The organism is Arthrobacter sp. USHLN218 (assembly GCF_037144715.1).
Taxonomy (GTDB): domain Bacteria; phylum Actinomycetota; class Actinomycetes; order Actinomycetales; family Micrococcaceae; genus Crystallibacter.
Genome location: NZ_JBBCYT010000002.1, coordinates 582,501 through 604,780 on the forward strand (window position 1 = coordinate 582,501; position 22,280 = coordinate 604,780).

At 68.7% G+C, this 22,280-nt stretch carries 20 protein-coding genes and 1 tRNA gene; 12 read left to right on the forward strand and 9 right to left on the reverse strand.

Annotated features, from left to right (window positions below):
• Window positions 1-13 precede the first annotated feature (13 nt).
• The 3 genes from WFH44_RS06410 (at window position 14) to WFH44_RS06420 (ending at window position 3,774) form a co-directional block, all read left to right on the forward strand.
• Complete coding sequence (locus WFH44_RS06410; protein WP_442892877.1) at window positions 14-3,010, forward strand: UPF0182 family membrane protein; 2,997 nt, start codon at window positions 14-16, stop codon at window positions 3,008-3,010.
• Between the two features lie 49 nt (window positions 3,011-3,059).
• A tRNA-Met gene (locus WFH44_RS06415) sits at window positions 3,060-3,133 on the forward strand.
• A gap of 86 nt (window positions 3,134-3,219) precedes the next feature.
• Window positions 3,220-3,774: a DUF6328 family protein gene (locus tag WFH44_RS06420; protein ID WP_336712600.1), complete on the forward strand. Its 555-nt coding sequence runs from the start codon at window positions 3,220-3,222 to the stop codon at window positions 3,772-3,774.
• A 91-nt stretch (window positions 3,775-3,865) separates the two neighbouring features.
• On the opposite strand, the gene WFH44_RS06425 is transcribed toward WFH44_RS06420, so the two are convergent.
• Window positions 3,866-4,606: a PspA/IM30 family protein gene (locus WFH44_RS06425; RefSeq protein WP_336712602.1), complete on the reverse strand. Its 741-nt coding sequence runs from the start codon at window positions 4,604-4,606 to the stop codon at window positions 3,866-3,868.
• Between the two features lie 68 nt (window positions 4,607-4,674).
• Complete coding sequence (locus WFH44_RS06430) at window positions 4,675-6,735, reverse strand: TPM domain-containing protein (protein WP_336712604.1); 2,061 nt, start codon at window positions 6,733-6,735, stop codon at window positions 4,675-4,677.
• Window positions 6,736-7,008: 273 nt separating this feature from the next.
• On the opposite strand from WFH44_RS06430, the gene WFH44_RS06435 reads away from it, so the two are divergent.
• The 4 genes from WFH44_RS06435 (at window position 7,009) to WFH44_RS06450 (ending at window position 11,273) form a co-directional block, all read left to right on the forward strand.
• Window positions 7,009-8,562: a S1C family serine protease gene (locus WFH44_RS06435; protein ID WP_336712606.1), complete on the forward strand. Its 1,554-nt coding sequence runs from the start codon at window positions 7,009-7,011 to the stop codon at window positions 8,560-8,562.
• A gap of 155 nt (window positions 8,563-8,717) precedes the next feature.
• A complete protein-coding gene (locus tag WFH44_RS06440; RefSeq protein ID WP_336712608.1) occupies window positions 8,718-9,524 on the forward strand; it encodes an electron transfer flavoprotein subunit beta/FixA family protein in 807 nt (268 codons plus the stop codon).
• A gap of 31 nt (window positions 9,525-9,555) precedes the next feature.
• On the forward strand, window positions 9,556-10,503 hold the full coding sequence (locus tag WFH44_RS06445; protein ID WP_336712609.1) for an electron transfer flavoprotein subunit alpha/FixB family protein: 948 nt from the start codon (window positions 9,556-9,558) through the stop codon (window positions 10,501-10,503).
• An 8-nt stretch (window positions 10,504-10,511) separates the two neighbouring features.
• Complete coding sequence (locus WFH44_RS06450) at window positions 10,512-11,273, forward strand: PIG-L deacetylase family protein (RefSeq protein WP_336712610.1); 762 nt, start codon at window positions 10,512-10,514, stop codon at window positions 11,271-11,273.
• Between the two features lie 91 nt (window positions 11,274-11,364).
• On the opposite strand, the gene WFH44_RS06455 is transcribed toward WFH44_RS06450, so the two are convergent.
• From WFH44_RS06455 to WFH44_RS06480, 6 genes are all read right to left on the reverse strand, one after another.
• Window positions 11,365-11,970, reverse strand: a complete 606-nt coding sequence (locus tag WFH44_RS06455) for an anti-sigma factor (RefSeq protein ID WP_336712612.1) — start codon at window positions 11,968-11,970, stop codon at window positions 11,365-11,367.
• Window positions 11,971-12,027: 57 nt separating this feature from the next.
• On the reverse strand, window positions 12,028-12,495 hold the full coding sequence (locus WFH44_RS06460; protein WP_336712614.1) for a tRNA (cytidine(34)-2'-O)-methyltransferase: 468 nt from the start codon (window positions 12,493-12,495) through the stop codon (window positions 12,028-12,030).
• 87 nt (window positions 12,496-12,582) lie between these two features.
• Window positions 12,583-13,518, reverse strand: coding sequence for a J domain-containing protein (locus WFH44_RS06465; protein WP_336712616.1), 936 nt, complete (start codon window positions 13,516-13,518; stop codon window positions 12,583-12,585).
• 30 nt (window positions 13,519-13,548) lie between these two features.
• Window positions 13,549-14,352 carry a pyrimidine reductase family protein gene (locus WFH44_RS06470; RefSeq protein ID WP_336712617.1) on the reverse strand — a complete coding sequence of 268 codons (804 nt, stop codon included), beginning with the start codon at window positions 14,350-14,352 and terminating at the stop codon, window positions 13,549-13,551.
• Between the two features lie 15 nt (window positions 14,353-14,367).
• Window positions 14,368-15,300, reverse strand: coding sequence for a dihydropteroate synthase (gene folP / locus WFH44_RS06475; RefSeq protein ID WP_336712619.1), 933 nt, complete (start codon window positions 15,298-15,300; stop codon window positions 14,368-14,370).
• Window positions 15,297-16,523, reverse strand: a complete 1,227-nt coding sequence (locus tag WFH44_RS06480) for an NAD(P)/FAD-dependent oxidoreductase (RefSeq protein ID WP_336712621.1) — start codon at window positions 16,521-16,523, stop codon at window positions 15,297-15,299. Before WFH44_RS06480 ends, folP begins: the two co-directional genes overlap by 4 nt.
• Before the next feature lie 180 nt (window positions 16,524-16,703).
• Between WFH44_RS06480 and WFH44_RS06485 the strand changes: the two genes are divergently transcribed.
• From WFH44_RS06485 to WFH44_RS06505, 5 genes are read left to right on the forward strand one after another with little or no spacing between them, the layout of a single operon-like run.
• Window positions 16,704-17,927, forward strand: coding sequence for a cysteine desulfurase family protein (locus WFH44_RS06485; RefSeq protein ID WP_336712623.1), 1,224 nt, complete (start codon window positions 16,704-16,706; stop codon window positions 17,925-17,927).
• 54 nt (window positions 17,928-17,981) lie between these two features.
• A complete protein-coding gene (gene mnmA / locus WFH44_RS06490) occupies window positions 17,982-19,118 on the forward strand; it encodes a tRNA 2-thiouridine(34) synthase MnmA (RefSeq protein ID WP_336712625.1) in 1,137 nt (378 codons plus the stop codon).
• Window positions 19,119-19,166: 48 nt separating this feature from the next.
• Complete coding sequence (locus tag WFH44_RS06495) at window positions 19,167-20,108, forward strand: CPBP family intramembrane glutamic endopeptidase (protein WP_336712627.1); 942 nt, start codon at window positions 19,167-19,169, stop codon at window positions 20,106-20,108.
• A gap of 9 nt (window positions 20,109-20,117) precedes the next feature.
• The gene (locus tag WFH44_RS06500) at window positions 20,118-20,519 is read left to right on the forward strand and encodes a chorismate mutase (RefSeq protein ID WP_336712629.1); all 402 of its coding nucleotides are present in this window, start codon (window positions 20,118-20,120) and stop codon (window positions 20,517-20,519) included.
• Window positions 20,516-21,595, forward strand: a complete 1,080-nt coding sequence (locus WFH44_RS06505; RefSeq protein WP_336712631.1) for a hypothetical protein — start codon at window positions 20,516-20,518, stop codon at window positions 21,593-21,595. The genes WFH44_RS06500 and WFH44_RS06505 overlap by 4 nt, the downstream gene beginning before the upstream one ends.
• Here the strand turns inward: WFH44_RS06505 and WFH44_RS06510 are convergent.
• Entirely contained in the window at window positions 21,570-22,277 is a 708-nt protein-coding gene (locus WFH44_RS06510) for a DUF4166 domain-containing protein (protein ID WP_336712633.1), read from the reverse strand. The genes WFH44_RS06505 and WFH44_RS06510 overlap by 26 nt on opposite strands.
• Between the last annotated feature and the right edge of the window lie 3 nt (window positions 22,278-22,280).

Genomic DNA, 22,280 nt, shown 5'->3' on the forward strand with positions numbered 1-22,280 from the left:
AATGAGGTAGAGAGTGACTTTCGGATCAGACCGGCCCTTTGATGACCGGCCAACAGCACCAAGTCCGCTGAAGAAGAAGCGTTCGCCCCTGGTACCCACCCTGATTGTGGTGGCCGTCCTCGTGGTCGCTTTCGTGTTCTTTTCACAGGTCTACGCGGACATCCTGTGGTACGACCAGCTGGGTTATCTTGAAGTCTTCCTCAAGGAGAACGGTACCCGGATCGCGATCTTCGTCGTAGCGTTCCTCGTGATGGCGGCGTCGGTCTACCTGAGCCTCCGCGTGGCCTACCGTTCCCGTCCGGTGTACGCGCCGGACAACGCCATGCAGGACAACCTCAACCGGTACCAGGAACAGCTCGAACCGGTGCGCAAGCTGCTGATGGTCGGCATTCCGATCGTGCTCGGCGGCTTTGCCGGCACCGCCGCGGCGTCCGCCTGGCAGACGGTCCTGCTGTTCTTCAACCAGGTTCCGTTCGGCCAGCAGGACCCCCAGTTCGGTCTGGACTACAGCTTCTACCTCAACACCCTGCCGTTCCTCGGCTTCATCACGGGTTTCCTCGTCAGCGTCGTGCTGATCGCGGGCATCGCCGGGCTGCTTACCCACTACCTCTACGGCGGAATCCGGCTGGAGGAAAAGGGCTTCTTCGCCTCCAACGCAGCGCGCATCCACGTCGCCGTTTTTGCGGCGCTCTTCCTGGTCCTCCAGGGCGTCAACTACTGGCTGGACCGCTACAGCACCGTGCAGTCCAACTCGGGCAGCTGGACCGGCGCCCTTTACACGGACGTGCACGCCGTCATTCCGACCAAGGCGATCCTGTCCGTTGCCGCGATCATCGTCGCCATCCTGTTCGTCGTTGCTGCGGTGATGAACCGCTGGCGGCTCCCGCTGGTCGGCACGGCCATGCTGGTCGTGACGGCCATCCTCGCGGGCGGCGTCTACCCGTGGGTGGTCCAGCGCTTCCAGGTCACGCCGAACGAGCGCAACCTCGAAGCCGACTACATTGAGCGCAACATAGGCCTGACCCGACTGGCCTATGGCCTCGAGGACACGGAGGTCACCTCCTACGACGCCACCGTGAACGCGGAGGCCGGCGCCCTGCGCCAGGATGCCGAAACGACGGCGAACATCCGCCTGCTGGACCCGAACCTGGTGTCCAACGCGTTCGCGCAGCTCGAGCAGTTCCGCCAGTACTACCAGTTCTCCGACACCCTGAACGTGGACCGCTACAACATCGACGGCAAGGTTCAGGACACCGTCATCGCGGTCCGCGAACTGAACACCGGCGGCATCCCGTCCGGCTGGGTCAACGAGCACGTCCTCTACACGCACGGCTACGGTGTCGTCGCCGCCGCGGGTTCCCAGGTGCAGGCGGATGGCAAGCCGTCGTTCCTGCTCAGCGGGATTCCCTCGACCGGCAAGCTCGGGGATGACTCGACCTACGAGCCGCGCATCTACTTCGGCGAGTCCTCGCCGGACTATTCGGTTGTCGGAGCCCCCGAGGGTGCGTCCCCCGTCGAAATCGACCGCCCGCAGAGCGCCGGGGCGGACACCGAATCGCGCAACACGTTCACGGGCGAGGGCGGCCCGAGCATCGGCAACTGGTTCAACCGGCTCGTCTACGCGCTGAAGTTCCAGTCTACCGACCTGATGCTCTCGGACACGGTCAACTCCGAGTCGCAGATCCTCTACGACCGCAATCCGCGCGAGCGCGTGGAAAAGGTCGCCCCTTACCTGACGGTGGACGGAAACCCCTACCCTGCGATCGTGGACGGCCGGGTCAAGTGGATCGTGGATGCCTACACCACCAGCGAACACTTCCCGTACTCGACCCCGCAACAGCTGGAGCGGGCCACGCAGGACACCCAGACCGCCGAGGGCCGTGCCGTCGCGCTGCCGCCGGAGGACATTAACTACATCCGGAATGCAGTCAAGGCCACCGTGGATGCCTACGACGGTTCGGTGGATCTCTACGCCTGGGATGACCAGGATCCGCTGCTGCAGGCCTGGCAGAAGGTCTTCCCGACCACGCTGAAGCCGTACAAGGACATGTCCGCCGAGCTGATGGCGCACGTGCGCTATCCGGAGGACTTGTTCAAGGTGCAGCGCGAACTGCTCGCCCGCTACCACGTGACGGACGTCGGCCGCTTCTACGAGAACAGTGACGCCTGGAGCGTTCCGACCGATCCCACGCTGGGCGCCAATACTGACGTCAAACAGCCCGCCTACTACCTGTCGCTCAAGATGCCGGGACAGGACACGGCGGCGTTCTCCCTGACGACCCCGTTCATTCCGTTCGTGGCGCCGGGCGGCGAGCCGCGCAACGTCCTCTACGGCTTCCTGTCCGCGGAGGCGGACGCGGGTACCGGCAAGGACGGCGTGAAATCGGAAGACTACGGCAAGCTCAGGCTGCTTGAGTTGCCGCGCGAGATCACCGTCCCGGGCCCGGGGCAGGCCCAGAACCTGTTCAACTCGGACACAACGGTCTCGCAGGCACTGAACCTGCTGCGGCAGGGCGCCTCGGAGGTCATCAACGGCAACCTGCTGACGCTGCCCGTCGGCGGCGGCATCCTGTACGTGCAACCGGTTTACGTGCAGTCCTCCGGAGCCTCTTCCTACCCGACCCTGCGCCGGGTGCTGGTCAGCTTCGGCGAGGAAGTCGGATTCGCCCCGACCCTGTCCGAAGCCCTCGACCAGGTCTTCCAAGGCGATTCCGGCGCGACCACGGGGGACCAGGGGAACGTGGGGGAGACCCCGAAGGACGCCGGTGGCCCGCCCGCCGAGGTGGACAACCAGAAGACGCTGCAGGATGCGCTCCAGGCCGCTTCGGCCGCCATCCAGGAAGGCCAGGCGGCATTGGCCGACGGCGACTTCGCGGCCTACGGCAAGGCGCAGGAGAAGCTGCAGGCTGCTCTTCGCCAGGCCATCGAAGCCGAAGGCAAGATCACCGGCGAGACCCCGCCGGCCGAAGGCCAGGCGACCCCGGCTCCGACCGAGACGCCGGCGCCGTAACGGTCCGATTTGCCCAGCCACCCCGCGGCCTGTAAGGTATTTAGAGCGCCGCGGGGTGGAGCAGTTCGGTAGCTCGCTGGGCTCATAACCCAGAGGTCAGAGGTTCAAATCCTCTCCCCGCAACGAATGAAGGTCCCGACCGGAGGAATCCGGCCGGGACCTTCCTGCATTTGCGAACAATGTGCACCGGCCCGCGCTAGTGTCGGCTCATGGGCACTGATTCCCGCGACGCGCTCGAAGAGCCTCCGCGCGGACGCAACGAGACACCGGCGGAGAAGCTGGACCGGAACTGGTACGAACTCCTGCAGGAAGTGCGGGTGATGCAGACAGGCATCCAAATCCTGGCGGGGTTCCTGCTCACCTTGCCCTTCCAGCAGAAATTTGCGGAGCTGGATGGCCTGCAGATCACCGTCTACCTGGTCCTGGTCTTCGTCTCGGCGAGCATCACGGCGCTGCTGCTGTCGGCCGTGAACATGCATCGGGTCTTCTTCCGGCGGCACATCCGACTGGCGCTGGTGGACAACAGCGATCGGATTATCCGTGGAGCCATGCTGTTCGCGGGACTCATCCTGATCGGTACGACGTGGCTCATTTTTGACATGGTGCTGGGGCGGACGGCTGCGACCATCACGGCCGCCGTTCTGGTTCTGCTGCTTGTGCTGATGTGGGTGGTGCTGCCGCTGGCCATCCGGCGCAAATACGCGGACCACCCCGGCAGCGACCGGCCCGGCGGTGGCGACAGCGGGGTGGAGGCAGCGGGGTGAGGACGCCGGCGGTGGGGACGCCGGCGGTGAATACAGAAAGGGCGGGGCGGCGGATCGGTTGCTCCCCCCCCCCGCCCTTTCCCGGCTGCGGTTACTGACCCGACTCGAGCGAAGCCGGCGCCGAGCCGGACTTCAGCGCGGCCAGGCGTGCTTCGATTTCGGTCTGTTCGCCCAGGTCCTCCAGGCTTTCGAACTGGGCGTCGAGGCTGGACGCCGCGAGTTCGTTCGCGCCGCGGACGCGGGCCTCTTCCCGGCGGACCTTCTCCTCGAAGCGGCTGACCTCGCTCGTCGGATCCATGATGTCGATGCTCTTGAGCGCGTCGTGGACCTGCGACTGGGCGGCCGCGGTGCGCGAGCGGGCAACCAGCTCATTGCGCTTGTTCTGCAGCTCGGTCAGCTTGCCCTTCATCTGGTTGAGGCCCGTCTTGAGCTTCTCGACGACCTCGGTCTGCGACGCGATGGTCGGTTCGACGCCCCGCGCCTCGTTCTCGGAGGCAATCTGCCGCTGGATGGCGACCTTGGCGAGGCTGTCGAACTTCTCGGCATCCACCGTGTCGCCGGAGGCCCGGTACTCGTCCGCCTTGCGGCTGGCGGCCAGCGCCTTGTTGCCCCAGCTGCGGGCGTTCTCCATGTCCTCGTTGTGGTCGTCCTGGAGCATCCGCAGGTTGCCGATGGTCTGGGCGACGGCGCTTTCGGCCTCTGCGATGTTGTTCGAGTAGTCCCGGACCATCTGGTCCAGCATTTTCTGCGGATCCTCGGCCTGGTCGAGCAGGGCATTGATGTTGGCTTTGGCCAGCTGGGAGATACGGCCGAAAATTGATTGCTTTACCACAGGGATTACCTTTCGATCTGCTAACTGGTTTCCATGACAGCCGTCAGGCTGGTCGAGTCCATCTCTAGTTAGAAGTTGCCGCCGGCACCTCCGCCGTCGCCGAATCCGCCACCTCCGAATCCTCCGCCGAAGCCGCCGAATCCACCGCCCCCGAAGACGTCGCCGCCACCGAAGCCGCCGTCGCCGCCGAAGCCTCCGCCGCCATGGTGGCCGCCGTGAAGGATGGAGTCGATCAGGATGCCGCCGAGGATGGCGCCGCCCAAACCGCCGCCGCGCCCGCCGAACATACCGCCGCCGCCGAAGCCGCCCATGCCGCCGAAGCCGTCGACATCCTGCTGCGCCATCTGGCCGGCCTGCTGAGCCAAGGCGCTGGCCTGCTGGGCGTAGTTGAGGGCCTGCTCAGGATCCGAGTCCGCGATCTGGATGGCGTAATCGAGATTCCGTTCGGCCTCTGCGAGACGGGTCCTGGCTTCGCTGCCGACGCCGCCGCGCCGGGCCCGAATGTAGTCCGAAGTGCCGGAGATCTGGGCCCGGGCGGACATGATGGCATGCTGGAGGACCTCCCTGGCGCGGCGCGCCCGGTCCTGCGCGTCCCGTACGCCGGCGAGTGCCTGGTCCAGCTCCGAATTGGCCGCTTCGAGCCGCTGGACCAGGGCAATCGGATCGGTCCGGCCGCCTTCGATTTCGCGCTTCACCGTGTCCAGCGCCGCCTCCACCTGCGCGGCGGGCCCGGCCAGTTCCGGATGCTGCCCGTTGGCGATCAGCGCCCGGGCCTGGGCGAGGTCCTGGGCCGTGTCCGCCACGGTGCGTTCCAGCGTGTCCCTGGCTCCATCGAGGTCCCTGGCGGTCTTGTCGATCGCATCCAGCAGCACGTTGGCCTGGTGGACGCTCTCCTCGGCGGCCCTGACGGCAACGACGGCGGCGCTCCGGTCCCCGGCGGCAAGCTTCTCCTCCGCGGTGGCTCCGGCGTTCGCAACGAAGTCGAGGCGTTCCTGGGCCTGGTCGATATTGTCGGAGATCTGCTGCAGGGCCGAGTCCGCGTAGCGCGACCGCAGCTGGTCCAGGGTGCCCCGGCCCGCCTGGAGCCGGCCCCGCGCTGCCTCCGCGGCGCTGCGTGCTGCGGCCAGCGCACCCGGCGCATTCTTCTCCAGCTCGCGCAGCGCGTCGAAGTCCTCTTTGTGCTCCTGGAGGGACGCGCTGACGGCCTCGCACCGCCGGATGATGTCCCCGAGCCAGGCCCGCTGCTGCTCCTCGGTGTCCGGAATATGGTCATCGAGCTGCTGCTGGAGCTTGAAAGACTCCATCATGTGGGTTTTGGCCGCCGCGATGTCATCGGAGAACGGCTTGACGGCGTCCTCGCCGTACTGGGCCATGGCAAAGCCCAGCTCCTGCTCGCTCGACTTGATGGCATCATCTGCGGCAATGAGCAGGCTGCCGGCCTTTTTCCTCAGGTCCTCGACGCTCATGGCTTGGTGCGGGTCCAGCGGACGGCCGTCAGGGCCGACCTGGATGTGCTGCTGCCGCTGTCCGGGACCCCGGCGGCGCTTGTTCTTCACGTAGAGATAGGTGCCCACGCCTCCGGCAGCCACAACGCCACCGAGAAGCAGCACGGGGGCCAGCGAGCCTCCGGAAGCTGAGGAACCGACGTCCCCGCTGCCGCCGGAAGCGACATCCGAGATGGCCTGGGCGGTAAGCACGCCGGCCTCCGCCCAGTCACCCCGCGACAGGGATGGGCTGATGGACTGGAAGATCTGCTGGTCGTACGGCCGGATCGCGCTGCCTTCGGCTGACTGGAACCATGCCTTGCGGGATTCGACGGCCACGGCGAGCATGCTGTCCGAGCTGCCCAAGCCCTTCTTCTGCGCCGTCGCTACGAGCCAGTCGTGCGGATCCGTGGGGTCCTCGAAGGTGTCCACGTAGACCACGAAGAGTCCGAGCCCGTGTTCCTGCCGCAATTCCTCGACGGCGTTTTCGACCTCGGCCTTGTCCGCCCCCAGGACGTTCGCCTGGTCCACCACGAACTCGCCGGGCGGAATGTCGACCGGGGGCTCGGCCATGGCTGCGGCGGGGGACATGAGCACTATGGACAGGCCGAAAGCGGCCCCTAACCGCGCGAGCAATGATCGCATCGAGAACCCTTCAGCACCTGGTGGTGCACTCATGGACGGCGGCCTGATATTGTGTCGGCTGCCAGAGGCAGACCCTCCGTCCCGCCCCCACTTGCGATTCTATGGTGCGCCCGGGGGAGCGTCTACCGAACCAACGCCCAAGGTCAGATGAGGGTTCCGCCGGTGCGGGAGGCGATGTGGCGTTCGGCATCTTCCCAGATAACTTCCAGCCAACGTGCGTCCTAGTCACAGCGGAGCGAGGCATAGTGGAGACAGCTTCGAGAAAGGAAGACCATGTCTGAGCACAATCGGGATGGCGACCCCCGGTACAACCCGGCAGTACCGCCGCAGCCGCAGACTCCTCCTGCGTCCGGCCAAGGCCATACCGACCGGTCATCTTCTGCCGACCAGGCACCAGGGGCGTCCGCCTCCGGCGATACCCAGTCCATCCCAACGTCGACACAGGCAACCCAGCCGATCTCCGGCTGGCAGCGGCCGGGCGGTTCGGGCCAACAGGGGTACGGCCAGCCATCGTACGGACAGGGCGGGAGCCAAGGGCAGTATCCGCAGTCTGCGCCGTCCTACGGCCAGTACTCGGGACAGTCCTTCGGGCAGCCGCAGGCATTCGGCGCCGCTCCGGCGCCGACCACTAAACCGTCGGTGAAGAAACGTTTCGGCAGCGGGACCCTGGTGGCGGGCATGCTGCTGGCAGGCCTGGCCGGCGGCGGCGTGGCCGTCGGGGCCCAATCCCTGGCGGGCGGTTCGGTCGCGTCCGTGGCGGGCGCGTCGGCCCAGCAGCTGATCGTCAACAACACCGACTCCGTCAACGAAATCACCGCAGCCGCAGCCAAGGCGTCGCCGAGCGTTGTCACGATCTCGGTCGCCTCGGGAAACTCCGGCGGCTCCGGCTCCGGCATCATCCTCGACGGCGAGGGCCACATCCTGACGAACACCCACGTCGTCACCCTAGGCGGCCAGGCCTCGAATCCCACCCTGGAGGTGCGCACGAGCGATGGCCAGGTCCACGAGGCCAAGGTCGTCGGGACGGACCCGCTCTCGGACCTGGCCGTGATCAAAATCGAGGCGGACGGGCTGACTCCGGCGTCGTTCGCCAACTCGGACAAGCTCAATGTCGGAGACACGGCCATCGCCATCGGCGCCCCGCTGGGGCTCAGCGGAACGGTGACGGACGGCATCATTTCGACGCTGAGCCGCACCATCAGCGTCTCGTCCTCCGAAGCCCCGAAGGAAGAACAGAGCCCCGCGCCGAATGACCAGTGGAACTTCCAGTTCCCGGACGAGAACTCCAACGGCAGTTCCTCTTCCTCGTCAAGCGGCAGCATCTACCTCAACGTCATCCAGACGGACGCCGCCATCAACCACGGCAACTCCGGCGGCGCCCTCGTGGACACCAAGGGCGACGTCATCGGCGTCAACGTCGCGATCGCCTCGGCCAGCCAGGACAGCGGCAGCATCGGCGTCGGCTTCGCCATCCCGGGCAACTACGCCCAGCGGATCGCCGACGAGCTGATCAAGGACGGCAAGGCCACGCACGGCTACCTGGGCGTGAGCGTCACGGCCAAGGCCTCCGATAACTCCAGCGGCGGAACCCAGTTCTCCGTCGGCGCGGAGGTCGCCGACGTGGTCAATGGCTCTCCGGCCGACGAAGCCGGGCTGCGCAAGGGCGATGTCATCACTGCTGTAGAGGACCGGGTCATCGAGGACAGCGTCTCCCTGACCGCTGCCATCCGCGAACACGCGGTCGGCAGCACCGTAGCCCTGAAGGTCCTGCGCGGAGGCAATGAGCAGACTGTGGACGTGAAGATCGGCGAAAATCCCGGTAAGTGACCCCGCCGCCTGCGGCACGGCCGCGGCTCCCGTATGGGGGCCGCGGCCGTTCCGGTTCAGGACCTGACCCGTTCGTGCGCCGCGCTGCCGGTATGGTTAGGTAAGTTGTACCGGCAGAGCATTGCGGGGCACCGCGGAAGGAAGACGAAGCAACGATGCAGGATCCTGCCCTGAACATTGTGGTTCTGGTTAAGCATGTACCGGACGCCCAGTTCGACCGCCATTTGTCCGACGACGATTACACCGTGGAGCGGGACGAGAGCATCCTCTCCGAGCTTGACGAGTACGCCCTGGAAACGGCGCTGCAGCTTTCCGAAGCCCGCGGCGGCCCCAAGGCCGGAAATGTTGTCACCGCCCTGACCATGGGTCCTGCGGCGGCGGTCAACGCCGTCAAGAAATCGCTGCAGATCGGGGCCACGCAGGGCCTCCACGTCTGTGACGATGCCCTGGCCGGATCCGACGCGGCCGGAACCTCCCTGGCGCTGGCGGCTGCGATCCGCACGCTGGGCAACGTGGACCTGGTCCTGACCGGGATGGCCTCCACTGACGGCGAGACCTCGCTGGTCCCGGCCCAGCTGGCCGAGCGCCTCGGCCTGGCCCAAATCACCTTCGCCTCCGAACTGGAGGTCGCGGGAAGCACCGTGACGGCCCGGCGCGACTCGGACAGCCACTCGGCCACCCTCGAGGCGCCCCTGCCCGCGCTGGTGTCGGTGACCGACCAGATCAACGAGCCGCGCTACCCGAACTTCAAGGGCATCCTGGCGGCCAAGAAGAAGTCCATCACGCAGCTCTCCCTGGCGGACATCGGTGTGGACGCAGCGGAGGTTGGCGCCGCGGGCGCCTGGGCCAGCGTCGTCGCGGCCAAGCCCCGCCCGGCGCGTTCACAGGGAACCATCATCACCGATGAGGGCGATGCCGGCATCCGCCTGGCAGACTTCCTTGCCGGCCAGAAATTGCTTTAGCAGCGGCGGACCCGTAAAGGATTCTACGAACATGACGAACATTCTTGTCTTCATCGACACTCCGGACGGCGCACTGCATAAGAGCCACCGGGAACTGCTGACGCTCGCGCGCGGCCTCGGCGAGCCGGTGGCTGCGGTCCCGGGACCGGTCAGCGACGGCCTGTCGGCGGCCCTCGGCGAGTACGGCACCGCCGCCGTCGTCCATGCGGATTCCGCGGACCTGGACGACGTCCTCGCCGTCCGCAAGGCGGACTTCCTCGCGGCGGCCATGGACCGGACGCAGCCGCAGGCGGTCCTCCTGCCCAACACGTTCGACGGCAAGGAGATCGCCGGCCGGCTGTCCATTAAGCGCCGCAGCGGCGTCATCACCGATGCCATTGCGGTTGCAAATGACTTCACGGCCACCAAGAGCGTGCTGGCCGGCGCCTACACCGTCGAGGCGCAGGTCCGCACGGGGACGCCCATCATCACGTTCAAGGCCAACAGCATCGAGGCCGAAACCGTCCCGCAGGTCACGGCGCCCCGGACCGAGACTGTTTCGGTGGCCGCCGGCGCGCCTGCGGCCCGGATCACCGGCCGGACGGAAAAGCCGTCCAGCGGGCGTCCGGAACTCTCCGAAGCACGCGTCGTGGTCGCCGGCGGCCGCGGCGTGAACGGGGACTTCTCGGCGGTCGAGGAGCTGGCTGATGCCCTCGGCGGAGCGGTCGGTGCCTCCCGGGCGGCCACGGACGCAGGCTGGATCGAGCACTCGGCTCAGGTGGGCCAGACCGGCCAGACCGTCTCGCCGCAGCTGTACATCTCGGCCGGCATCTCGGGTGCTATCCAGCAGAAGGCCGGCATGCAGACCTCCAAGGTCATCGTGGCGATCAACAAGGATCCGGACTCACCGGTCTTCGAGATCGCGGACTTCGGCATCGTGGGCGACCTCTTCAAGGTCCTGCCGCAGGCCGCGGCCGAGATCCGCAAGCGGAAGAGCTAGCGGCGGCCGTGGCCGATCCGGAAGAAACCGGCGCCGCGCTGGCGCCGGCGCGCGTCCTGGTCTTTGCCGCCCACCCGGACGACCTCGATTTCGGGGCGGCGGGGACGATCGCGCGCTGGGCTGCGGCCGGCAGCGACGTCAGCTACTGCATCATGACCGACGGCGACGCCGGAGGGTTCGATGAGGCCCACCGCCCGGACATTGTGGCCCGGCGCTCGGCGGAGCAGGAAGAGGCGGCGCGGATCACCGGAGCCCGCGGCATCCACTATTTCCACGAGCGCGACGGCTTCCTGGAACCCAGCTACGAGGTGGTCGGCAAGACCGTAGAGCTGATCCGCCGGATCCGGCCCGAGATCGTACTGGCCATGCACCCGGAGCGCGCGTGGGACCGGATCCAGAAGAGCCACCCGGACCACCTGGCCTGCGGCGAGGCCGTCACCCGCGCCGTCTACCCGGCGGTCGAAAACCCCTACGCCTATCCGGAGCTGGCAGCCGCGGGGTTGCCCGCCTACAAGCTTCCCTACCTTTGGTTCTACGGGGCTCCGCGGGAGCGGGAAAACCACTACGTGGACGTGACGGACCTGGTCGACGTCAAGATCGCGGCCATCCGGGTCCATGCCAGCCAGCACCCGGACGTCGCGCAAATGGAAAGCCGGGTCAGGGCCATGATGCAGGAGAACGCGCGGCGCGGCTGTCTGCCGGAGGGCTCCAGCGCCGAGGCCTTCCACGTGGTCGGCATCAACACGGCGTCCACCATCGCCGGCTTCTGACCTGGCGGGACGCGCAAAGCCCGGGGCCTGGCGGGACGATTGCGTTGGGCGGGACCGGCAGGTTCCAAGCCCCGTCGGTCCCGCGCCCGTCCTACTCGGCGAGCTTAAGCTCGAGGGTGAACGGCGGGGTGGGGGACTGGGCTCCGCCGCGGGCCTCGAGGGTCAGGGCGGCGGCCTTGTAGCCCGAGATGTTCTCCACGACGGCCGGCTCTTCGCCGCTGATGTTTTCGCTGCTCAGCGAGCCGACGGAGACCGGCGCCGAACCGCTGGCCGGAATCTTCCACAGCTGGTAGACCTGTCCGTTGCCGGGCGCTGGAAGGTCGCGGAAAGTAACGACGGCGGCATTGCGGTCCGCGGACACGGCCACGTCTGCGGTGGCTCCATTCTCGCCCTCGACGCTGGTCTTCACCACGTCTCCCGCGCCGAGGACTGCATCGGCGGGGGACCGGCCGAGGGTCTGCACCGCGGCAATCGCTCCGACGATCAGCACCACGGCGGCGACCACCAGCAGCACCAGCTTCGTGCGCCGCGGCATTGGACGCCGCTCCGGAATCTCGTCCTCGACCGTCAGCTGGTCCGCGTGCAGCACCGAGGAATCATCGGACGGCTCTGCCGCGGGCTCCTGCTCGGGGTAGGAACCGGGCTCGAAGTCATCGGCGTTGGCGGAAGCTTTGTCGCGGGGCAGTGGCGTGTCCATAGGTTTCCAGCATAGCCGCGGAACCTGCGCGAATCCCGGGCGGCACGCGGCGGCGGCTTAGAGCTTGGCTCCGGCGAATCCGTGCTGGCGCCACGCCTCGTAGACGGCGATGGAAGCCGAGTTGGCCAGGTTCAAGGAGCGCAGCGAGGGCAGCATCGGGAGCCGCAGCCGTGCGGTGATGTGCGGGTCCTGCTTGACCTCAACGGGTAGGCCGACAGACTCGGGGCCGAACATCAGCACATCCCCGGGACGGTACTCCACGTCGACATAGGACCGCTCGCCGTCGGATGTGAATGCATAGACGCGCTCCGGCTGCAGGGCCTCCCACGCCTCGTCAAGCGACTTGTGTACGTGGACGACGGCCAGGTCATGGTAGTCCAGCCCGGCCCGGCGGAGTTTGGAGTCTTCGAAGCTGAAGCCGAGCGGTTCCACCAGGTGCAGTTCGCTGCCGGTGATGGCCGCGAGCCGGATGGCGTTGCCGGTATTGCCGGGAATTTCGGGGGTGTAGAAGAGAATGCGGAACACAGGTTTCATCCTAGACGTTCGGGATCAGCGTGCCGGCGGGGACTGCTCGACGACCCGAGCCGCCGCAGTCGCAGCAGCGGAGGGTGGCTACTTGTGCATGCCGGCGAGCAGCTTCCCGAGCGCCGGCACCAGGACGGTATTCGGCGCGGGGCCGGAGGCCAGGAAGAACTTCAGCTCGCGCACCAGCCGCGCGGCGTTGACCACGTCCACCGGGGAATGGGAGTGCGGATCATAGCCGCGGGCATAGTCGATCACCGGCTCATGCAGGTTGCCGTCGGGTGCGTGGATGACGGTCCAGCCCTGGACGTTCAGCTCCGGGAACAGGTCCTGCATCCGCCGGACCGCGGAAGCCAGGCTGGGCGGCTCGATGATGCGCCCGTCCTTGCGCAGCGTGGTGCCGTTCCACTGGAAGATGCCGCGGGGCAGCAGCATGGAATCGATCAGGGCAAGGCGGTAGCCGGCCAGGAGGGCATGGTCGATATAGCCGCGTCCGTCCGGTGAATGCAGGCCGTTGACCAGCCGTGCGGACGGCATGTCGGGCAGGATCTGCTGGGAGAGCAGACGCACCGTGCGCGCCTCGCGCTGCAGCCGCGACGCCGCGCCGAAAATGCCGCGCTTGCGGGGTACGCCGTGGATCTGCTGGCGAGCCAGCGCCAGGGGGACGGCCGACGATGCAGCGGGTGAGTCGTAGGCCGGGACGAACACCGCAGGGGCCTTCGCCGCGTTGCGGCCGTCCGGCGCCCGGTGCGGGGCGGTGGTGAAGTTCGGCCCGGCCGCGAAGGACTCGGCGTTGCCGGCCGGGGCGGCGGCAGCTCCGGCCGCCCCATAGGACCGGTCGTAGGTGGCGCGGGTGTCCGGGTTGCTCAGCACTTCGTAGGCCAGCGTCACCTGCCGGAACGCGGCGGGGTCTCCGCCGTGGTCCGGATGGGTTGCCCGCGCGGCCCTGCGGTAGGCGGCCTTGATCTGTTTGGCCGAGGCGCTGGTGGGCAGCCCAAGGGTCTCATAATGCGATGGTGGAGTCACGGCCGCCTTTCCGTCTTCGTGCCCGGGATCCTAGCCTAATTCAGCCGGGGAGCCGTCGGGCGCGGGACGGTGCGCGGCGTAGCGCAGGAGCAGCATCGAATCCGATTCGAGGACGTGGACCAGCCGGAGCGGCTGAGGCGGGTGCCCGCCCCCGGACCTGGCGATCCGCGTCCCGGTGCCGCCGACGAGCAGCGGGCTGACGGTCAGGCAGAGTTCGTCCACCAGGCCGGCCGCCTCGAAGGAGCCCAGCAGCGCCGGCCCGCCCTCGCAGTGGATCTGCTGCAGGCCGCGCTCGGCCAGCGCCCGCACGATTCCTGCCGGTTCCACCCGTTCCTGCCCCGCCTCGACCACGTCGGCAACGGCCGCGAGCTCCTTCCGGCGGGCCGGGTCGGCCTCGGCCGAGGTGAACAGCAGGGGGCGCACCGGCGCCTCGCCGAAAAACGCGCTGGAGGGGTCAAGATCCAGCGAGCCGGAGACAACCGCGACGGCGGGGTGCTCGGGCATGCCGCGGTCGGCACGCCACCGCCGGGCCTCGGCTCCCAGCAGGTCACCGCCGTATCCTTCGGCGCGCACGGTCCCGGCCCCGACGAGGACGACGTCGGCCAGCCGCCGCAGCAGCTGGAACACGTGCTGGTCCTCGGCGTTGCCCAGCCCGCCGGACCGGCCCTCCAGCGTGGCCGCACCGTCCAGGCTGGAGACGAAATTGAAGCGGACCCGGTTCCCCGATTGCGGCACATCGCCGTACCACTGCAGCAGTTGGTCGTCCGTCGCTGCGGTAACGGGCTCGGGAAAGATCCGGTTGATCGGGGCCAGGCCGTGGGCCATCGATGCCATGCGCTGCCTTTCGTATCAGCCGCGGGCCGGCTCGTTGACGTCGCCCATGTTGTGCTTCAGGTACGCCGGACCCCGCCAGCCGAAGGCGGCTTCGACCAGTCGCACGGCGGAACGGGCCTCGGCGACGTTGTGCATGCGGACAACGCGGGCGCCGTTCATGATGCACATTACTGCGGCCGCCAGCGAGCCGGCGAGACGGTCCTTCTTCTCCTGTCCGAGGGTCTCGCCGATGAAGTCCTTGTTCGAGACCGCGGCCAGGGCGGGGAACCCGATGTCCGCAATCTCCCGGAAGCGCCTGGTGATTTCCAGCGAATGCAGGGTGTTCTTGTTCAGGTCGTGCCCCGGGTCGATGATGATCTTGTCCGCGGCGATGCCCAGTTCCAGCGCCGCGTCCACCCTGCGGCGGAGGAAGTCCCCGACCTCGGCGACCACGTCGGCGTATTCCGGGCGGGGATAGACGGTCCGCGGCGCCGCGAGCGAGTGGGTGATGACGATGTGCGCTCCGCTTTCCGCGACGACGGCGGCAAGGTCCTTGTTACGGAGCCCGGTGGTGTCATTGATGACGTTCGCGCCGGCCGCGATGCTCGCCTGCGCCACCTCGGGCAGGAAGGTATCAGCGGAAATAACGACGTCGGACCGGGACCGTACCGCTTCGATCACCGGTACGATCCGGTCCGCCTCCTCGGCGGCGGACAACGCAGGTCCGGGGGCAAACGGGACGCCGCCGATGTCCACCCAGTCCGCGCCGTCGTCCACGGCACCCAGCGCCGCGTCGACCGCGGCATCGAGCGCGAAGGTCCTGCCGCCGTCGTAAAAGGAATCCGGCGTCCGGTTGATGATGGCCATCAGTGCGACCTGCCGGCTGAAGTCGATCCGGCGGGAGCCGAACGTATGCACCGGGTGTTCCAACTCCGGCAGGTAAGTGCCGTGCAGGGCCGCTTGGCTCACAGGCTTGTCAGCTCCTTGTCGGTATTGGCCAGATCCTCAGCGGCCACGGGGCGGCGGGAGCGGATCAGGTCCTGGATGGGTTCCTGGACATCCCAGATGTTTACATTCATACCAGCAACCACGCGTCCCTCACGCAGCCAGAAGGCGATGAATTCGAGGGAGTCCATGCTTCCGCGGATGACCGGGTCCGCGGTGGCCCACGGAAAATAGCCGGAGTATTCCATGCCGATGTCGAACTGGTCGGTGTAGAAATACGGGATGGCGTCATTGGCGGCATCCCGGCCGAGCATCGCCTTGGCCGCCGTCATGCCCTGCTCGATCGCGTTGGCCCAGTGCTCGCTGCGCAGCGGCGCATCGAGGACCGGGTGGTAGGCGTTGGCGACGTCGCCGGCGGCAAAGACATCGGGCGCGGAGGTGCGCAGGCCGCCGTCGGCGTCGATCCCGTTGGAAACGGCGAGCCCGGCAGCCTCCGCCAGCGCCGTGTTGGGCACCGCGCCGGCGGCGATCAGGACCAGGTCGGCAGGCAGGCGCTCGCCGCCGTCCAGCACGACCTCGGACACCTGGCCGTCCTCGCCGGCCAGCTCCATCGGGCGCGTGCCGGTGCGGATGATGACGCCTTCGGAGCGGTGCTTGTCCGCGAACCGGCTGCCGATTACGGAGCCGAGGGCGGCACGGAGCGGCACGTCGTCCCGGCCGACCATCGTGACCTCGTTGCCCAGGGTCCGCGCGGTGGCCGCGACCTCCATGCCGATCCAGCCCGTCCCGATCACGACCAGGCGCCGGCCGCCGGCAGAGAGGGCGGACTTCAGCCCTGTGCTGTCCTCGAGCGAGCGCAGGTAGTGGACACCGGCCAGGTCGGAGCCGGGCAGGTCCAGCCGCCGCGGGGCGGCGCCGGTGGCCAGCAGGAGCCGGCCGTACTGCATGGAACTGCCGTCGGAGAGCCGAAGGGAATGCTCCCCGGGGTGCAGCGACGCGGCCGAGACACCGATCCGGAGATCGATGTTGTTGTCCGCGTACCAGCCGGGTTCCTGCACCAGGGCCGCGGATGCTTCTTCCTTGCCGGCCAGGTAGGCCTTCGACAGCGGCGGCCGGATGTACGGTTCGTGCTTCTCCGCGCCGAGGAGGACCAGGGGACCGCCGTAGCTTTCTTCGCGCAGTGTGCGGGCGGCGGTTGCGCCGGCGAGTCCTGCTCCGGCGATCACGAACGGCTGGTTTTCCATCATGGCTCCTGGAGCTCGGTTCCTTGGGCCCCTGCCGGTGCTGCGCTGCAAGAAAATCCGGCACGGTCTGCGGAACTTTCTAAAACCGATGCTCCTGACTTTAGAAAGCGCCGCCGGGCAAGTCAATGGCTTGCACGCCCGGCCGGTTCGTGAAAGCCGGGGACCGGACGGTAAGATTCTGGTGTGCCCGTGTATCTTGACCACGCGGCGACCACGCCCATTTCGGCGCAGGCCTTGGCCGCACTCACCCATGAACTTAGCCGCAGCGGCAATCCGTCCTCGCTGCACGGCTCCGGCCGGCGCGCCCGCCGGGTGGTTGAGGACGCCCGGGAAACGCTGGCCGCGGCGGCCGGGGCCCACCCCAGTGAAGTCATCTTCACCTCGGGCGGCACCGAAGCCGACAACCTTGCGGTCAAGGGCCTGTACTGGGCGCGCCGGGACGAAGATCCGAAGCGGCGGCGGATCCTGTGTTCCCCGGTGGAACACCACGCCGTGCTGGACACGGTGGAATGGCTGGAACGGCATGAGGGCGCGGAGGCCGTCTGGCTGCCGGTCGACGGAGACGGCGTGGTCTCCGTCGAGGCGCTGCGCCGGGAAATCGAAGCCGACCCTGGTTCCGTCGCACTCGTGACGGTGATGTGGGCCAACAACGAGGTGGGCACCGTGCAGCCGGTCGCCGACATCGTGGCGGCGGCCCGGCCGCACGGCATTCCCGTGCATTCCGACGCGGTGCAGGCGTTCGGGCACCTGCCGGTGTCTTTCGCGGATTCCGGCCTGGACACGATGGCCATCAGCGGCCACAAGATCGGCGGCCCGGTGGGCGTGGGTGCGCTGCTGGTCGGCCGCTCGGTGAAGCTGACGCCCGTCCAGCATGGCGGCGGACAGGAACGCGACATCCGCTCCGGCACCCTGGACACCCCGGCGATCGCGGCCTTCGCCGCGGCGGCGGAGGAGGCCGCCGGCCAATTGGCAGAAGAAGCCCCGCGGCTGGCGCACCTGCGGGAGAAGCTGATTGCCGGCGTCGTTGGCGCCGTCCCGGAGGCGGTGCTGCGGGGCGCGCCGGATCCGCACCTGGAGGGCCTGCGCCTGCCCGGCAACGCGCACTTCACGTTCCCGGGCTGCGAGGGGGACTCCCTGCTCTTCCTGCTGGACCTGGCCGGCGTGGAGTCGTCCACCGGCTCGGCCTGCACGGCAGGAGTGCCACGGCCGTCGCACGTCCTGCTGGCCATGGGGCTGACCGAGGAGGAGGCCCGCGGGGCGCAGCGCTTCACGCTCGGGCATACATCGACGGACGCGGACGTTGACGCATTGGTGGCCGCGCTGCCGGAGGCGTACGCGCGGGCCAGGAAGGCCGGCATGGCGGGGCACGTGTCCAGCATCCGGACGGCCGGCACCCAGCCCTGGTAGCGGCGGGACCGGCCGCGGCAGGACCAACGATTTGAGCAACAAGAGGATGACTTCATGAAGGTATTGGCAGCGATGAGCGGCGGCGTGGACTCGGCCGTGGCGGCGGCACGCGCCGTGGATGCGGGGCACGACGTCGTCGGCGTCCACCTGGCGCTGAGCCGGATGCCGGGCACCCTGCGCACCGGCAGCCGCGGCTGCTGCACCATCGAAGACTCCCGCGATGCCTGGCGGGCCTGCGACATCCTGGGCATTCCGTACTACGTCTGGGACTTCTCGGAGCGGTTCAAGGAAGACGTAGTGGACGACTTCATCGCCGAGTACGCGGCCGGCCGCACGCCGAACCCGTGCATGCGCTGCAACGAGCGGATCAAGTTCGCCGCCCTGCTGGAGAAGGCCCTCGCGCTGGGCTTCGACGCCGTCTGCACCGGCCACTACGCCAAGGTCATCGAGGACGAACACGGCAACCGGGAGCTGCACCGCGCGGCGGACTGGGCGAAGGACCAGTCCTACGTGCTGGGCGTCCTCACGCACGAGCAGCTCAAGCACTCGATGTTCCCGCTGGCGGACACTCCGTCCAAGGCGGAGGTGCGGGCGGAAGCGGCGCGGCGCGGCCTGTCCGTGGCGAACAAGCCGGACAGCCACGACATCTGCTTCATTTCCGACGGCGACACCCGCGGCTGGCTGGCCGAGAAGATCGAAATGGAACCGGGCCAGATCGTGGACCAGACCGGCTCCGTGGTCGGCGAGCACGAGGGCGCCAACGCGTTTACCGTGGGGCAGCGGCGCGGGCTCAAGCTGGGCCGACCCGCCTCGGACGGCAAGCCTCGCTTCGTGCTGGAGATCCGTCCCAAGGAGAACAAGGTCGTGGTGGGCCCGGAGGCGCTGCTCGCGGTGGACCAGATGCGCGGCATCAAGGTTTCCTGGGCCGGGCTGCCGATCGCCGAGGTCGAGGCCCGGACCGAGTTCGACTGCATGGTCCAGGTCCGGGCGCACGGTGACCCGGTGCCGGCCCGCGGCCGGACCGAGCTGGACGAGGACGGGCGGCAGCAGCTGCTCGTGACCCTCGTCGACCCGATGCGCGGCGTGGCGCCGGGACAGACGATGGTGCTCTACCAGGGCAGCCGCGTCCTCGGACAGGCGACCATCGACTCGGCACGCTCGCTGAGCTGGGATCCGGCCGGGGTCTCCTGACCCTTCTGCCACTCGAGTCACGGCTTCCGGCGCGGCTAGGGTGAACCCATGACTGCGGTGAAGTGGCGGCCCGTGATTGTCTTCGTCCTGCTGGCCTACGCGCTGGCCTGGCTCGCGGCGCTGCCGCTCTGGCTCGGGGACGGGCTGCGGGAGCCGCTCTTCCCGCTCTACGCCGTGCTGATGATGGCGACCCCCGCGGTCGCCGCCCTGGCCACCAGCCGGTTCGTAGACCGGCCTCCATCCATTCCGCGCGAACTGGGGCTGGTGCAGTTCCGTCCCGCGGGCAGGTTCGTGCTGTTCCTCGCCGCGGGATTGGTGCTGCCCGTGCTGCTCGCGTTGGCGGCGCTGGCGATCGGCGCGCTGCTGGGCGTCTACCCGGCGGACTTCGTGGACTTCTCCGGCTACCGGCTGCTGCTGGCCCAGCAATCGCAGGCGGTCGGACTGGCCGTCCCGGACCTGCCGATCGGCGTCCTGGTGGCCGCCCAGTCCATCAATATCGCGCTCGCGGCCGTCATCAATACCATCCCGGCGCTGGGCGAGGAGCTCGGCTGGCGGGGCTGGCTGCTGCCCCGGCTGATGCCGCTCGGGGCACCCGCCGCCGTCGTTGTATCCGGAGTCGTGTGGGGCGCCTGGCATGCGCCGCTGATCCTGCTCGGCTACAACTATCCGGACGGGCCGGGCTGGCTTGGCGTCCTGGCCATGTGCGGGATGTGCACGGTCTTCGGCGGCGTCTTCGGCTGGCTGCGGCTCCGCTCGGGCTCCGTCTGGCCGGCCGCGCTGGCACACGGAGCGTTGAACGCCTCGGCCGGACTCATGTTCCTGTTCGTCGCGGCGGGCGGGCAGTTCTCCACCTTCCACGCCTCGGTGCTGGGCTGGTCCGGCTGGATCGTGCCGCTGCTGCTGGTTGCCGGGCTCATCGCCACCGGACAATTCCGTCCCGCAGCTTCACACACCGTGGCCGCTGCGTACCCTCCCGCGGGCAAACCTTAGACTGGGGACATGACTGAACCGCGCCCAGCCGACGACTTCGACCCTGCCGCCAGCTCGCTCTCCGGGCGGGTGGATCCGGACGTGATGACGGAGCTGCTGTCCGTGCGCGGGAGCATCGACAACATCGACGCGACCCTGGTCTATCTGCTGGCGGAACGATTCAAGGCGACCCAGCGGGTGGGGTACCTCAAGGCGCGCCACCAGCTGCCGCCCGCCGACCCTGACCGCGAGACCGCGCAGATTGCCCGGCTGCGCCAGCTGGCCGAGGACGCCCACCTGGATCCGGCCTTCGCCGAGAAGTTCCTGAATTTCATTATTTCCGAGGTAATAAGGCACCACCAGGCGATTTCCGACGAGCACAACGGCGGCGTCAGGACTCCGGCCACGCCGGACGAGCCGTCGGGAGAATGAGCACGGAACGGAACGACGGCACCCTGGCGCCCCAACCGGCGGCAGCCCGCCCGGACCCGGGAGCCGTCACGGCGACGGCGCTGGGCAGCTGGCCGGGGACCGATCCGGCGGAGGCTGCCCGGATCATCCGCGGCGAGCTGGGCGAGCCGAACCTGCCCCATTTGGCCGAGCTGCCGGGCCGGGGCGTCGGCTCGGATGCCGTCGGCCGGACCGCCGCCATGCTCGTCGAGCTGCCGGTCGACCTGCAGCCGCACGGCTGGCGGATCGTGGACCGGCCCGGGATGGACCACCGGCGCGCCGCCTCGGCGCTCAGCACGGACATCAACGTCCTCGCCGACATCATCGGCGGCGAGGAACGCCCCGGGCGCTGGCTGAAGGTGCAGTGCATCGGTCCGCTCTCGCTCGCCGCCGGCCTCTACCTGCACAATGGCGAACGCGTACTGCGCGATCCCGGAGCGCGCCGCGACGTTGCCCAGTCGCTGGCCGCCGGGATCGTGGAACACCTGGCCCAGGTCCGCACCGCCGCCCCCGGAGCGGGCCTGATCCTGCAGCTCGACGAGCCCGAAGCGGCCCGGGTCATGGCGGGGACCATACCGACGGCGAGCGGCTACCGCACGCTGCGGGCCGTGGCCGAGCAGGAGGCGGCCCAGTTGTGGCGGGAGCTGGCGGAAGCAGCTGCCGCCGGGGGAGCCGCCCAGACCGTTGTTTCGCTGCCCTCCTCGGAGGCGGCTCCGTTTTCCGTGGCGGACAGCGCCGGGCTCGACGGTTTCGCCGTGCCGGTCGCCGGGCTGTCGACCGGCCAGTGGGAAGACATCGCCGCCGCGGCCGAGGCAGAGCGTACCGTGTGGCTGGGCGTCATCGGCACGGACTCGGCGGACGTTCCGCAGGTGAAGGCCATCGTCGATTCCGTGCTCCGGCCGTGGCAGCAGCTGGGCCTCCCGCTCGCCCGGCTGCACCAGGTCCGGCTGGTTCCCGCGGGCGGACTCGCCGGCCTATCACCCGAACGTGCCCGGCGGGTCCTGGCCCGGCTGAGCCAGGCCGCGGATGCGCTTAACCAGACGGTGGCGGAGGCGTAGGAGCCGCGGGCTCCAGGCGGTACTCGAAGGCACCCTTGTATTCGAGGACGGTGCCGAACTGGCGCTGCAGCACCTTGGTGCGGATCCTGAACAGCCCGGCCGCGGTGTCCCACCACTGTTCCGTGAAGGCCGCGGCGTCCAGCAGCCGCGGGAGCGGCACCCTCAGCCGTCCCGCGGCCAGCGCCGTTCCCCGGGAGACGAGCCGCATCCGCCCGTCCTGGCCGGCGCTGCAGTCCAGCCCGGTCCGTATCAGGCCGCTGCGGCCGAGCGAACCCACCAGCCGGCCGCTGCGGGCCCCGGCGCCGCCCGCATGCTCCCGCCACGTAGTGTCCTCCATGATGCGGGTGACCCCGCCGAATTGCAGGGTCCGGACCGCGGTCAAGTAGGGCCGCCCCTGCGGATCCGTTCCCGGGCGGTTCTCGATCCGGAACGGCACGTGGCGGCCGTATTCCGGAAAGAGCGAGCGGTCGAGGCTGGCGAGCCGCAGCAGCGGCCGCAGGCTGCGGCGCGGACACCCCGCCACGTCGAAGACGCCGGTGCCGATACCTACCCGCGCGCCGCCGTCGTTGTTTCCCGCCGCCAGGCTGAAGTAGTCCTGCAGCTCCGGCTGCAGGAGTCCGAACTCACGTCCCATCGCCAGCTGGTACACGGACCGCCCTGCCGGCTGGTTCGGATCCCTCATGCC